The organism is Candidatus Pelagisphaera phototrophica, assembly GCF_014529625.1.
Classification (GTDB): domain Bacteria; phylum Verrucomicrobiota; class Verrucomicrobiia; order Opitutales; family Opitutaceae; genus Pelagisphaera; species Pelagisphaera phototrophica.
This window is the reverse complement of record NZ_CP076039.1, coordinates 1,988,051-2,000,606: the sequence shown is the minus strand read 5'-3', so window position 1 is coordinate 2,000,606 and position 12,556 is coordinate 1,988,051. Positions and strand designations below refer to the sequence as shown.

13 protein-coding genes are annotated in these 12,556 nt (G+C 50.0%); 5 read left to right on the top strand and 8 right to left on the bottom strand.

From position 1 onward, the window contains the following. Nucleotides 1-384 precede the first annotated feature (384 nt). The gene (locus tag GA004_RS08625; protein WP_283396924.1) at nucleotides 385-1,296 is read left to right on the top strand and encodes a sugar phosphate isomerase/epimerase family protein; all 912 of its coding nucleotides are present in this window, start codon (nucleotides 385-387) and stop codon (nucleotides 1,294-1,296) included. A gap of 205 nt (nucleotides 1,297-1,501) precedes the next feature. Here the strand turns inward: GA004_RS08625 and GA004_RS08620 are convergent, their stop codons facing one another. Further along, nucleotides 1,502-1,897: a hypothetical protein gene (locus tag GA004_RS08620; RefSeq protein ID WP_283396923.1), complete on the bottom strand. Its 396-nt coding sequence runs from the start codon at nucleotides 1,895-1,897 to the stop codon at nucleotides 1,502-1,504. Between the two features lie 71 nt (nucleotides 1,898-1,968). On the opposite strand from GA004_RS08620, the gene GA004_RS08615 reads away from it, so the two are divergent. Continuing rightward, nucleotides 1,969-2,226: a hypothetical protein gene (locus GA004_RS08615; protein ID WP_283396922.1), complete on the top strand. Its 258-nt coding sequence runs from the start codon at nucleotides 1,969-1,971 to the stop codon at nucleotides 2,224-2,226. A gap of 179 nt (nucleotides 2,227-2,405) precedes the next feature. Here the strand turns inward: GA004_RS08615 and GA004_RS08610 are convergent, their stop codons facing one another. Further along, nucleotides 2,406-2,699 carry a putative signal transducing protein gene (locus tag GA004_RS08610; RefSeq protein ID WP_283396921.1) on the bottom strand — a complete coding sequence of 98 codons (294 nt, stop codon included), beginning with the start codon at nucleotides 2,697-2,699 and terminating at the stop codon, nucleotides 2,406-2,408. 205 nt (nucleotides 2,700-2,904) lie between these two features. Beyond that, nucleotides 2,905-4,497 (bottom strand): arylsulfatase, encoded by a 1,593-nt coding sequence (locus GA004_RS08605; RefSeq protein WP_283396920.1) that lies wholly within the window; start codon nucleotides 4,495-4,497, stop codon nucleotides 2,905-2,907. A gap of 210 nt (nucleotides 4,498-4,707) precedes the next feature. Between GA004_RS08605 and GA004_RS08600 the strand changes: the two genes are divergently transcribed. Next, on the top strand, nucleotides 4,708-6,255 hold the full coding sequence (locus GA004_RS08600) for an outer membrane protein assembly factor BamB family protein (RefSeq protein ID WP_283396919.1): 1,548 nt from the start codon (nucleotides 4,708-4,710) through the stop codon (nucleotides 6,253-6,255). A 254-nt stretch (nucleotides 6,256-6,509) separates the two neighbouring features. Here the strand turns inward: GA004_RS08600 and GA004_RS08595 are convergent, their stop codons facing one another. After that, nucleotides 6,510-7,265, bottom strand: a complete 756-nt coding sequence (locus GA004_RS08595) for a glycerophosphodiester phosphodiesterase family protein (RefSeq protein WP_283396918.1) — start codon at nucleotides 7,263-7,265, stop codon at nucleotides 6,510-6,512. Nucleotides 7,266-7,269: 4 nt separating this feature from the next. Then, a complete protein-coding gene (locus GA004_RS08590) occupies nucleotides 7,270-7,785 on the bottom strand; it encodes an NUDIX hydrolase (RefSeq protein WP_283396917.1) in 516 nt (171 codons plus the stop codon). A gap of 90 nt (nucleotides 7,786-7,875) precedes the next feature. Between GA004_RS08590 and GA004_RS08585 the strand changes: the two genes are divergently transcribed. Then, nucleotides 7,876-8,331 carry a hypothetical protein gene (locus GA004_RS08585; RefSeq protein WP_283396916.1) on the top strand — a complete coding sequence of 152 codons (456 nt, stop codon included), beginning with the start codon at nucleotides 7,876-7,878 and terminating at the stop codon, nucleotides 8,329-8,331. A gap of 67 nt (nucleotides 8,332-8,398) precedes the next feature. On the opposite strand, the gene GA004_RS08580 is transcribed toward GA004_RS08585, so the two are convergent. The 3 genes from GA004_RS08580 to GA004_RS08570 are packed head-to-tail and all read right to left on the bottom strand — an operon-like array spanning nucleotide 8,399 to nucleotide 9,991. Continuing rightward, nucleotides 8,399-8,926 carry a hypothetical protein gene (locus tag GA004_RS08580; RefSeq protein ID WP_283396915.1) on the bottom strand — a complete coding sequence of 176 codons (528 nt, stop codon included), beginning with the start codon at nucleotides 8,924-8,926 and terminating at the stop codon, nucleotides 8,399-8,401. After that, nucleotides 8,923-9,282: a hypothetical protein gene (locus GA004_RS08575; RefSeq protein WP_283396914.1), complete on the bottom strand. Its 360-nt coding sequence runs from the start codon at nucleotides 9,280-9,282 to the stop codon at nucleotides 8,923-8,925. Before GA004_RS08575 ends, GA004_RS08580 begins: the two co-directional genes overlap by 4 nt. Then, nucleotides 9,242-9,991: an RNA polymerase sigma factor gene (locus tag GA004_RS08570; protein ID WP_283396913.1), complete on the bottom strand. Its 750-nt coding sequence runs from the start codon at nucleotides 9,989-9,991 to the stop codon at nucleotides 9,242-9,244. The genes GA004_RS08575 and GA004_RS08570 overlap by 41 nt, the downstream gene beginning before the upstream one ends. A gap of 344 nt (nucleotides 9,992-10,335) precedes the next feature. Between GA004_RS08570 and ovoA the strand changes: the two genes are divergently transcribed. Further along, nucleotides 10,336-12,474, top strand: a complete 2,139-nt coding sequence (gene ovoA / locus GA004_RS08565) for a 5-histidylcysteine sulfoxide synthase (protein WP_283396912.1) — start codon at nucleotides 10,336-10,338, stop codon at nucleotides 12,472-12,474. Nucleotides 12,475-12,556: the final 82 nt, after the last annotated feature.

Sequence of the window (12,556 nt, the reverse complement as noted above, 5' to 3'; positions counted from 1 at the left end):
GACTTACCCTTCCATACGGGAATTTGGACTCATGTCCAGCCAGGATGCCTTTCAAAAAATGGTGTATGCAACAGATTCTTTTGAGGTCAGAAGATTAGATACAGGGGACCTCTTGCCACATTGTCGTCATACAAATCAGGGAAAAACAGTTATGTGATTGGATTCTGCACCACTTTTATATCGTCCGTCGATGTACGTCGTCTGGGATTTAGTTCCCCATTCCTTTGCCGCAAACTCATCAGTTTTTTCAACTAATGCGCACGGCACACCGGACCGAGCCGTAGTGTTCCACTTTTGGCGACAGGCCATTACGAAAAACGCTCTCGCCTCCCTTCCGATTATTCATGGTTGCCAAAAGATCTGTTTATTCGTTCGATCTTTAGAATGCTTCACACCCGCTTTAACCGTCGCCATTTTGTAAAATCGGCTGTTGCCATCGGGGCCAGCGGATTGCTATCCCAAGATGCTTTTTCCAAAACCAGCCCTTCCTATCCCCTGAAAGGACGGCTCTACAAGACCCTCAAAATCAATATGATTCGCATCGAGGCGTCGCTAACGGAAAAGTTTAGAGCAGCCAAAACCGCCGGATTCATGGGCGTTGAGATGAACTCACCTGGCATGGATGTCGCAGAAACTCGTGCGGCGATCGCTGCAAGCGGTCTGCCGGTCGATGGCACGGTTTGCAGTACCCATTGGAAGATTCGCCACTCCAGCCCCGACGCTTCGGTTCGCGCCCAAGCCTTGGAAGATTTGAAGACAGCGATCCGCGACACACACGCCGTCGGAGGCCATACCGTTTTGCTCGTTGTCGGAAAAGGCGAGGACGGACCGGAGTCAGAAATTTGGCCAAGATCCGTCGAGAACATCAAAAAGGCCCTTCCTCTCGCTTCAGAATTAGGCGTATCCATTGTAATTGAGAATGTCTGGAATCAGTTCCTCTACAATCATGACGGAGACTCCAAACAAACAGCCGACGCATTTGCGAAATATGTGGACGAATTTCAATCCCCCTGGGTGGGTATGCAGTTCGACATTGGTAACCATTGGAAATACGGATCCATGGGAGATTGGATACGGACTTTGGGGAAGCGCGTCATCAAACTGGATGTAAAGGGATTCTCGCGAGCAGAAGGTAAATTCATGCAAATCGGCGAAGGCGACATAGACTTCGAAGACGTGCGCGAAGCGCTATTGGAAATCAACTACCATGGCTGGGTCGCGGCCGAGGTTAAAGGCGGTGACCTTTACGAACTAAAGAAAATCTCCGCCCAGATGGATCGGGTGTTTGCGTTGTGACAGGAGTCATTTCTCTTTTTTCGACAATTTAAACTACGGAGCGGCTTTATGACGCGATGCTCCCGTGCTTAGAGCGGCATAAAGCCGCTCCTACAAGGAATTAATGGAGCACTTCAATTCATGAAGACCGTGTTTAGTAGATCACCACACTGTTTTAGGAGGTCCGAGCCGATACTCCATACCTCAAAAGGTGCCACTGCGAAGGTCAACTCTGATCAGTGCTGCTGAGAAATCCTAATGCGGCACGGCGAAGGATAATTTCCTTGAGTCGTTCGCGGTCCGATTCATCGAACGCCTCGGTGCCTTTTTCAAAGGAAATTACCGATTTTCTTCCAGTCTCGTCCTTCACGGTTATGGCAAAGTTTTCCAGGGTTGTAATGAATTTAAGCTCCAGTTTTCTTCTCAATCTCGAATTTACGACTTCCAGATCTTCCATCTCCTCCACGACATTCAACACACGATTGTAGGGCCCATAGGTGCCAAATTCCTGCCCCACATTCACTAGCCCCATCTGAAGCTGTACAGCAAAAATGACCCCCACGAGGAAGATCGCCACTAGAATTATTCGAATCAGTCGTTTTTTCGTTTCGTGCCTAATCATTCCTACCTATCGTAGTAGTCAAAGGAGTCAGAGCGAATAAATTTATGTTTAGTGAGCCGCACTCCCCATTTATGAATGCCCGGAAGGTCGCAAAATTCGCGCAGAGGGTTATCGGCGACTACATTCAGGATAAGATCCTCATCGCTGTTGTTCTCAATTTGATGGGCTTCACCAGGCTTGAACAAAAACGCGTCGCCGGAAGCGCTTTCGGTCCAGCCGTTTCACCACGAACTTCTCCTTTCCAGAGGTTTCATGATAAAACTACCACTGGACGGTGTACGAATGCAGCGGGTACGGTGCCTTACCCGCTGGAACGCGACAAATTTTAGTATCGAATGGATGCCTTTCATTTAAATCCGTAGATTCCGGAACTCTCCCTAAATCTTCGGAAATGTTCTAACCCACACCCTCATATTTTCCGCTCCGAGAAGAAAACTCATACTCGATTATTTCGCTAGTGCTTACCTTTTTCATCTCACTTTTCTTTCTTTGGTCTCCCGACCCCGTATCAACTTGCTTTCACTGTGCCACAATTCCAGCATTCGCCAAATCCCTCTTCTATGCGCTCGCCACATTCTGGACAGTCCCACGGTGCCACGGGAACGCTCAATTGGGTATCCAATTCCTTAAACAATTTCAGCGCATCATCGTATTGATCATCATTGACGACCCAAACCTCCGGCCAGACTTCCTTATAGGGCGCATTATTGTTTTTCAAAAGCGTCTGAATGCCGTTTTCCTCCAGCAGAGACTGATACATTCCCACGCGACTCTGATCTGCATTCGTGTAGATTCGCTTCATCGGTTTTCGTTTCCCAGAATCGCATAAGGGAGAAAAACCGCCCTCGAACTACTACAATCGCCCAAGGTCATCGGCAAGGATGTAGATGATGTTCGGCTTATTTTCAGCCCGGGCGAGCGGAACCAGGAAAATTGTTGATAGAACTGAAAACGCTTTCATACGTTGTTGATGAGTCGAACTAGCGAAACGCTTTAGCAACTATTCACTAAAACTGGGGCATTTTCCAGTCGTCGTATTCATCCGTTCCATGCCAGGACTTCTGCGAATGGGAGGCCGGTTTTCCATTGACGGGCTTACGCTGTTTCTCCGGAGCCCTGTCCACTTCCAAAGCGACTTTGTGCCAAAGGGCTACCAAGGATTTCGTTTTTTCGGGATAGGTTTTCGCCAGATCGTTCTGTTCGACTCGGTCTGTCGCCATATTGTAAAGCTCCCAGTCGTGCCCGTAGAAGCTGACCGCCTTCCATTCATCCTGCCGAATCGCACGGCAAGTGCCGAACTGAAAATAGAGCCAATCGTGGCCATCACGTCCCTTGCCTTCGATTATCGGAAACAGTGACTTCCCCTGGAGGCTGACGATCTTCTCGCCATTACGCTTTTTTGGATACGTCGCGCCCGTGACATCTAAAAACGTAGCCATCAAATCAATCAAGTGGCCAGGGCTGTCATCCCAGCCACCCGCTCTCTCTACTTTGCCGGGCCAATTCACAATGAGGGGCGAGGAGATCCCGCCTTCGTGTTGGGTTTGCTTGTAGTGGCGAAAGGGGGTGTTGCCGACGGTCGCCCAGCTCGCATCGTAAAGGTAGTATGAATCGGCCTTCCAAGGAGGGATATCCGTATTCCGGCTTCGTTCGAACGGACAAGCCCCATTGTCTGAACATAGGACGATCATTGTGTTGTCCCGCAGGTCCTTTTCATCCAAATATTCGAGTAGCCGTCCTATGTTTTGGTCGACACGATCGACCATAGCGGCAAAAATAGCCATGCGAAAGCTTTCCATTTCTCGCTCCCTTTTGCTGAGTGAATCCCAAGATTTAATGTGATGAGGCAGTTTGGGAAGTTTCATGTCCTTCGGGAACATCCCCAAGCGTTTCTGTTTTTCGAAACGCTCCTGTCGGAGGACTTCCCAACCCGCATCGTAGCGACCGAGATACTTTTCAATGTCCTCCTTCGGCGCCTGAAGTGGATAGTGGGGAGCGTTGAACGCGATGTAGTGGAAAAACGGTTTCCCCGTGGCAACTGAATTATCGATAAACTCCATTGCGTAATCGACATTCGCATCCGTCATGTAAAAGTCTTCATCGAAGTCGTTCCAGACCTCCCCGTTTATCCGAAAGGTGTCATCTCCTTTAAAAAAGTCCGTCGCGCCCGACAAGTGACCGAAATATTGCTGGAATCCGTGGTCAGTCGGCTGGTCGTCCAAGTGCCATTTGCCGGTCATCGATGTAGCGTATCCCGAATCACCAAGCACCTCGGCTACAGTGACCGAGCGATCCAATGCCTGATTTCCAGCTTGGTAGGTGTAGAGACCAGTCAACAAACAGATTCGCGACGAGTGGCATTTAGCGGTATTATAGAATTGGGAGAATCTTAGACCCTGATTTGCCAAAAAATCTATGTGTGGCGTCTCAATTTCACTCCCATAGCAACCGAAATCGGCGTAACCGAGATCATCCACCATCATGAGGATAATATTGGGACGATCCTCAGCCTTAGCAAAAGGGAGCAGAGCGAAAGCCAGTAAAACGCCTACGCGATGAAAGAGGTTTATTGGGGGGACATTCATATTTAAGGTGATCATTTGAAAATATGGCGCGGCGGTACTCGACCTTCAATGATCTTCTTTATTCCAGTCACGCAGCTCACAATAGACGCATTCTAAAACGATTGTTTCGAAAGCCGCTACATTGATCCATTCCAGAGAAAACCGAACGGAGCAAACATAGATTTCTTTGAAACTAGAACTACTTTCCCTACGTTATCTTTTCGAACGCTCAATTTACGACCCAACATGAACACACTTACCCAACTATCTACCCAGAAATCTATCACCACACTCGTTTCCGCACTTGCTTTTGTGACGACTTCTTTTGCGTCCTCTAATGACTCTTGGCCCACTTGGAGAGGAACTTCTCTGACCGGAGTGGTTGAAGGGGCCAAGCCACCGGTCAATTGGAGCGAAACGGAAAATGTGAAGTGGAAAACCGAGATCCCAGGATCCGGCCTGGCGACACCTGTGATTTGGAAGAACCAGATCTTCCTGGTCACTGCAATTTCTAAAGGAGTGGCGACCTCCCCTGCTCCCAACCAAGTCAACAAAGATCAGCAACCCGCGGGAGGACCCAGTCAAAGTGGACCCGGTGGCGGAGGCGGATTCAATCGAGAGGAAATCTTGAAACGATTTGATAAGGACGGGGACGGCCAGCTTAACGATGAAGAGCGCAAGGCAATGCGAGCCAGTTTTGGCGGTAGCGGAAGAGGTCAAACTGAACGCCGCGCCGGAGTTGGGAGACCCAATCGTGGCGGATCACGTGGAGGCGGTCACCCTACGCCTCAACAGGAGCATGAGTTCAATGTAATGGCTATTGATCGCTCTTCCGGAGAAGTACTCTGGAGCAGAACATCTAGTTCTCAGACCCCTCATGAAGGCCATCACGCGACTAACGGATTTGCTTCCGCCTCTCCCGTTACCGACGGCGAGCATCTTTGGGTCTCCTTCGGCTCAAGAGGCATCTACTGCTACAGCCTTGACGGTGTTAAAGTATGGGAAACTGATCTAGGAGACATCCGATCCAGGATGGGATTCGGTGAGGCAGTTCAGCCGGCACTCGCGGGGAACCACCTCCTCCTTACATGGGACCAAGAAGACCAGTCTTACATTGTCGCTCTCGACAAGGGCACAGGCGAAGAGGTCTGGCGGAAAGAGAGGGACGAGCGAACGTCCTGGACCACTCCCGTGATCGTCGAGGTCGATGGCATGCAACAGGCTATCATTGCGGGATCGAATAAAACACGTGCCTACAATCCTGAAAATGGAGATATCATCTGGGAAGCCAGCGGGCTCACCAGTAACGTGATTCCCACTCCCGTAATTGGAAAGGGCATCGTGTACGTAGCCAGCGGATACCAAGGCCGAGCCGTCCAAGCGATAAAGCTGTCCTCCAAAGGAGACGTTTCAGGAACGGACAACATTATTTGGAGCGCCTCTCACAGTGCACCCTATGTCGCCTCGCCCTTACTGTCGAAGAACCGCCTTTACATGAACAAGGGCAATGATGCCTACTTCACCTGCTTTAACGCTTCAACAGGTGAGGTGCTGTACCAAGACGAGTCACTGGAAGGCATACGTGGCGTGTACGCCTCGCCCATTGCTGCGAACGGACATATCTACATCGCGGGAAAAGAGGGGGCCACGGTCGTCATCAAGGATTCGGATACCTTTGAAATTGTGTCTGTAAACACGCTCGACGACCCCATCGATGCCTCACCTGTCATCGTTGGCGACCAAATGTTCATCCGTAGCCACACCCATCTGTATTGCCTCTCCAACGAGAGCTGAGGCAATGCCAGGGTACGACAACTCGGCGCTGCCTACCTTATTGAGAGTCGCCTTTTTGTAGTGCTAGCTCTTGCCTGAAGGACCATGAGCTTGACGGCAAAGCGGAGTGAAAGGAGCGATAGCTATAGGTAATAGGTAGGTCAACGACCTCTGGGCCTCCCGCAATAGAGGGATACAGTAACGCGGCGTACCGCTGCGAGTTGCCCTACCTTTACAAATCCCAAGGGCCGCAAACAAGCCATCGCCAAAGTGATTCAGAGATCCTCCAGAATTAATCTGGGATCGTTCGTCGTCACCGAGTTTACTCCGATGTCTCGCATGCGGCGCGCCTCTTTGGGTTCGTCGACGGTCCAGACATTTAGTTCCATACCCCAATCCTTTAAAGCTGAAACTAGTTCAGCAGAAACGCCTCTTCCCGATTGGCCGCCAAACCCTTCTAGCTGCAGCGATTTCACGGTTCCAATAATCTCCCCAATAGAAGGCCTGAAACTACCATCGGGCTGTTCGTCTAGATAAGACAGCCAGTAGGCGGCAACACTGGGCCTTTGTGCCTTCAATTCAGCCAGAGATTCTTGAATGAAAGAGATTACGATGACACGTCTCCAATCGTGACCGCCCGCATCTATCGCATCGAGAAGTGGCTCCACAATTTCTGGTCCGCACTTGATTTCAACGACCCAAATCAATGAGGACGGGCTTGCTTGCATCGCTTCCTCAAGCAGCGGAATGGGCTCACCTGCCCATTCCTTGCCTTTCCAGCCACCGACATCCAAGCCCCTGAGATCATCCCAGGCTGTTGTAGCGACAACCCGGTTTTGTTCTGAAACCCTTTTCGTATCGTAATCGTGTATACAGACCACTTGACCGTCAGCGGTTAAATGGACATCGCACTCAACACCATCTGCCCCCGATTCCCACCCCAGTCTGAAAGCGGCCAGAGTGTTTTCAGGAGCAACCGCAGTATACCCCCGATGGGCGATGACCAGCGGAATTCCTGAGCGGCTAGGCACCCGTTTAAACCCTGATCAACGCCAACGCCCGCAATCGTTCGAGAACGAGGCGAAAGGAACTGGTAAACCGCTTCGGAGTAAACCCGACCCTCTGGATCAGATTGTTTAAGTCCATCCATTCACCTACCTCAATTTCATCCATGTTGAGCCGGAAGGGTCCACTGCCTTGCACCCGATACACCTCGATGAACTCCTGGCCGGTTTCTTCGCAAGGATTCAGCTTGAAAAGAAACTCCAGTTCGTTGGTGGGCTGCCATCCAAGCTCTTCCATCAGTTCTCGGTAAGCCGCTTCCCGATACGCTTCACCTGTATCCACATGTCCTGTGCACGACCCGTCCCAAGCGCCTGGCCAAGTATCCTTTTTGGCAGAACGCTTTTGCATGAAGATTTCGTTCTCGTCATTAAACACGAGTATATGCACCGCCCGGTGTCGCAACCCTTCAGTGTGAACTTCACTTCTCGGTCGCTGACCGATCACGTTATCAAATTCATCTACGATGTCGAAAATATCTTCTTGCATGAAATTTGGATCGTCGAAAGCGTGTCGAGCACGATCACATATCACATTCGCTCCGGCAAAATTACCAGCCTATTTATCAGATTTTTCTTTATGTCTAAAATTCCTATAGAAATCATCGCTGAAGCCCTAAACGGTAACAACCTGGATCAGGAAACGATATCCAAAGTGATGAACGACATTGCGCACATGGCCCAGATGTTGGCGGACGAGGAAAAGGCCCAGCGCGAACCGGTGGTTAAAAAGCAGTTTATAATCGTCTTAAGCGATCCAAGAGGAACTGCTCCCGACGAGGACTACGTGGGATGGGTCGTGCAAATTCCCGAGGACGACAATCCGGGCACGGCCATCGAGCGTATCAAACGCAGTGCCTATGAGTATAACATATCGAAAAAGGGACGCAAGTATCCGGTCAGGAGCATTGGCGAAGCGTGCGAAGCGGTCGGCACCAAGTTTCAAAAAGAGCAGAACGTAGCCATCAAGACGAAGCTCCCCGTTACAATCTTGAAGACCAACAACGTGCTCCCGAAAATCGACGAAAACGAATAGCTCACGTCCAATAGAATGGCCCCATCAAGGCCAGCGACACGAATTCAATGCGATAGATGGCATTCGACTAACAGGTGTCTTTCCGACACATCCGTTCCCTGCTGGCGCTAGGGCTTGAACTCGGCTTCCATATCCGATCGAGCATTGCTCCATCCTTACCTCCGTCTTTTCTCCACTCTCGAATGGCCTTGTCTCGGTCTCGATGCTTTTTCCGATCTTCGCGGAAGGCTGCTAGCTGCTCCTCGTTCAAGTGACTTTCGATCGCAAGGGATCGCTCCTCCACCAAAGCATGGAAACGCTGACGCATTGATTCGTGAACCTCGAGCATAACATCCCCGAATTTGGTGACTTCGGCTCGGACAAGAGGCACTTGGCTCTCCGTCAACGAGAGCGACTTCTCCAAGCGTTCCATCATGCGGTCCACTTGAAAACGGTAAATGTCGCGTGGCGAACGTTCGGTGCGGGCTGACCGATCGACTCGATTCCCGCGGGTCTGCTTTAAATAGGCGACCGTGCCGCCGACACCAAACAAGCCACCGATCGTAAAAACGACGGCCAGAATAACCACTGCGCTAAATTTACTTTTTGCGCTCATAGGTACTCCGTCCAGTCTACTCTAACCAGTTCCTCATCGAAATTCTCCACAACTTCAATTTCATTTCCTGTGAGCTCCGTAACCTCAACCGTGGATGTAGTCGCAATTGCTAATAAAGCGGAGAGCCCGAGGCAGGCTCCCAAAGAAATGCGGGCAAACGGTTTCGAAAACAGTTCAATAACGCCATCCAGCATGCCGACGGCAGAATCCGGCCGAGACTTTACCGGTAAACGCAGCTCACTCTCGACGCGTGCTCGAACATGTGGACGCACATCTATTTCCGGATGAACTTCCTCGCGACTCTTCTTTATTATTTCATCCCAGGTGGGACTGGTCTGTTTCCTGTGCGATTCCATTGTTTATCAATAATTTTTTTAGTTTCTTACGGGCGCGGAAGCTCTTCACCTTAGTTTTCGACAAACCCCAGCCCATTTGGGCCGCAATTTCCGCTAAAGGTAACTCTTCTAGGTACTGAAGCGTCAGGAGAAGGCGATCCTCGCTTTGCAGCAGGGCCAGGACTTTCTGAGCTTGCTCCGTCATTTCGTACGAACGCCTCTGATCGATACCCTCAGAAAGCGTCTCCAACACGTAGTCGGTTTCTTCAGAGTGATTGACCGATATCGAAGCAGGGTTGCGCGAATTTTTACGAAAGTAGTCGTAGCCCGTATTGTACGCTATCTTCCTTAGCCAATTCTCGAAGGGGGCCGTCGCCTGCCATGACTCCAGCTTACGAAAGGCTTTAACAAAGGTTTCCTGGACGAGGTCTTCCAAGTCTGCCTGATAGGGACAAAACCGGTAAAGACAACGGGTGATCATTGACTGGTGGCGTCGGACAACCTCATCGAAAGCATTTAAGTTACCATCGAGCGAGGCTCTGACAAGGTCTTCATCTTCTGAAGCACTATAATCACGCATAAAGTGATCCAACTCCGATTTATAAACACTTCGTAGCTTGGATGCATTTTTCGACTTGGCGAGAGAAACCGATTCACCGTAGCCACTATTATTTAAACCCGATAGAATACGGGCTCTTCCAAAATCTACCGCTATTGTAGCTAGCATCATGACGCATTCTCTGAGCAAACACTAACAATTCTATCAGATCTGAGATCGATACCCCACCCCAAAAGGATCTCACCCACCGAGAAATCATTGCCTAAAGAGGTTTTCACGTCCGATCGTATTCGTTCCAAACTTCTATCCGTAACTGATTCCATGGCTATTGTACTAGACAAACGCGAATCAACGCCCTGCGGTTACAAGTACGAAAAATCCTCTCCAAAATATAGCCCTTTCACAGAAACGGCGAGATTCTCGTTGCCACAATAGTTCACTAAATCAGTTTACGTTTTTTTTTGGGGTTCTCCGCTTCCCCCGACCAACCTGAAATCAAACACAATTAACCAAATATGGCAGACACGGCTACTAAGGAACTTCGCAAACCCTTCACCGTCCTCCTCAACGAGGGAGACCCAGAAGCGAAGCGAGAAGAAATACGGCAGTACTTCCATGAAACGTTCGACGCCTACGAAATTCTTTTCGAGACATTGTCTAACGACGAGGCTTTTTACCGTCGTGCGGACCCCTTACGACACCCCTTGATTTTCTACTACGGGCACACAGCGACCTTTTTCCTGAACAAGCTACTTCTCGGCAAATTTCTCACCCAGCGAGTCAATCCGAAGTTCGAGTCCACTTTCGCAATTGGAGTCGATGAAATGTCGTGGGACGACTTGAACGAGGCCCACTATGATTGGCCGGCGGTCAAGGAGGTGAGCGAGTACCGAAATCAAATTCGCACGGTCATCGACAAGCTGATTGACGAAACGCCCCTCGCCCTCCCCGTAGACTGGGACAGTCTATACTGGGTCATCATGATGGGGATTGAGCATGAACGCATCCACCTCGAGACCAGTTCGGTGCTCATCCGCCAACTTCCGGCTGAATTGCTCGATGCGACGAGTGCTGCCTGGCAAATTTGCGACAAAATCGAGGGCGTGGCGCCGCAAAACGAATTACTGGCCGTTTCCGGAGGAACGGTTAAACTTGGAAAGTCTCAACAAGACAGTTTATATGGATGGGATAACGAGTACGGGCAGTTCACTGCCCAGATTGCGGACTTCAAAGCGTCAAAGTTCCTCGTTTCCAACCAAGAATTTTTAGAGTTCGTCGAAGCCGGCGGCTACCAAAAGGAGGGTTACTGGACTCCTGAAGGCTGGAGTTGGGTCCAGTTTAAAGAGCCAACCTGTCCATTGTTCTGGGTGCCGCAGGCAGACGGCTCATTTCGTTTTCGGGCCATGCTCGAAGAAATAGAAATGCCATGGTCCTGGCCCGCCGAAACTAACTACCTCGAGGCGAAAGCGTTCTGTAATTGGAAGACTTCGACAACTGGCGAGCCGATTCGACTTCCAACAGAGGAAGAGTGGTACCGTCTCCTCGACTACACGGAAACTCCAGATGCCCCAGAATGGGAAAAAACACCTGGTAACCTCAACTTGGAGGACGCCGCATCGTCGGTTCCGGTTGACCGCTACGCATTTGGCAAAGGCTTTTACGATGTCCTTGGCAACGTTTGGCAGCATACCGAAACCCCTATTCGCGGTTTTCCAGGATTCGAGGTCCACCCTCTCTATGACGACTTCTCCACCCCAACATTTGATACGAAACACAACCTGATAAAAGGAGGTTCGTGGATCTCAACAGGTAACGAAATTATCCGAGACTCACGCTACGCCTTCCGACGCCATTTCTATCAACATGCGGGCTTTCGCTATATTTTGTCGGATGCACCGGTGGAAATTCCGGACGACAGTTACGAAACGGATCCTGAGGTTATTCACTACTGCGAGCTTCATTACGGCTCTGACTATTTCAACGTTGAGAACTATCCTGAAAAACTGGCCCAAGTCGCTCTCAATCACGTTCAGGGCCGCAACAAGAATAAGGCCCTAAACATCGGTTGCAAAACGGGTCGAACGGCTTTTGAACTCGGCGTCGAATTCGAGAGCGTTACCGCGACCGACTTTTCCGCTCGCATGATAAGAATCGGCGTCGACCTCAAGGAAAAGGGATACACCCAATATACGCTTCCCGAGGAAGGTGAGATCGTCTCTTTCCATCAGAAAAACCTTCAGGAACTCGGCCTTGATCGTTCGCGAGAAAATGTTGAATTCATGCAAGCGGATATTTCCAATATGAAAAATCTGTTTTCTGGATACGACCTCATCTTAGTGGATACTTCGTTAGAGAAGGCATACAACCCGAAAAAGTTTCTTGATTCCGTCCATACTCGTCTCAATGCCAACGGCATCTTAATTATCGCTTCTAATTACGACTGGAAGAGCGAACGTACGGATAGAGACCAATGGCTAGGCGGCTTTAAGGTTAATGGTGAAAACACCACAACTCTCGACAGCCTGCAGTCGATCCTCTCCCCTCATTTCAAACAAAGCGATAAGCCAATCGACATTCAGCAAGTATTACGCAAGCACAGGCGGTCTTTCGATCACAATATCGTCCAAGTCACTGTCTGGGAAAAACAGAGCTAAAATAAGAACCTTAGAAGATCGTCAGTCGACAGATTCCAGTCTAAAGAAACCTCGCTCAACAAAAATGTCGCCGGCCAAGCCT

Coding starts and splice junctions, on each gene's coding strand:
- GA004_RS08625 (WP_283396924.1), top strand. CDS start 385: ATGCTTCACACCCGCTTTAACCGTCGCCATTTTGTAAAATCGGCTGTT.
- GA004_RS08575 (WP_283396914.1), bottom strand. CDS start 9,282: ATGGAATCGCACAGGAAACAGACCAGTCCCACCTGGGATGAAATAATA.
- GA004_RS08590 (WP_283396917.1), bottom strand. CDS start 7,785: ATGCAAGAAGATATTTTCGACATCGTAGATGAATTTGATAACGTGATC.
- GA004_RS08615 (WP_283396922.1), top strand. CDS start 1,969: ATGAATGCCCGGAAGGTCGCAAAATTCGCGCAGAGGGTTATCGGCGAC.
- GA004_RS08580 (WP_283396915.1), bottom strand. CDS start 8,926: ATGAGCGCAAAAAGTAAATTTAGCGCAGTGGTTATTCTGGCCGTCGTT.
- GA004_RS08605 (WP_283396920.1), bottom strand. CDS start 4,497: ATGATCACCTTAAATATGAATGTCCCCCCAATAAACCTCTTTCATCGC.
- GA004_RS08600 (WP_283396919.1), top strand. CDS start 4,708: ATGAACACACTTACCCAACTATCTACCCAGAAATCTATCACCACACTC.
- GA004_RS08570 (WP_283396913.1), bottom strand. CDS start 9,991: ATGATGCTAGCTACAATAGCGGTAGATTTTGGAAGAGCCCGTATTCTA.
- GA004_RS08610 (WP_283396921.1), bottom strand. CDS start 2,699: ATGAAGCGAATCTACACGAATGCAGATCAGAGTCGCGTGGGAATGTAT.
- GA004_RS08585 (WP_283396916.1), top strand. CDS start 7,876: ATGTCTAAAATTCCTATAGAAATCATCGCTGAAGCCCTAAACGGTAAC.
- GA004_RS08620 (WP_283396923.1), bottom strand. CDS start 1,897: ATGATTAGGCACGAAACGAAAAAACGACTGATTCGAATAATTCTAGTG.
- ovoA (WP_283396912.1), top strand. CDS start 10,336: ATGGCAGACACGGCTACTAAGGAACTTCGCAAACCCTTCACCGTCCTC.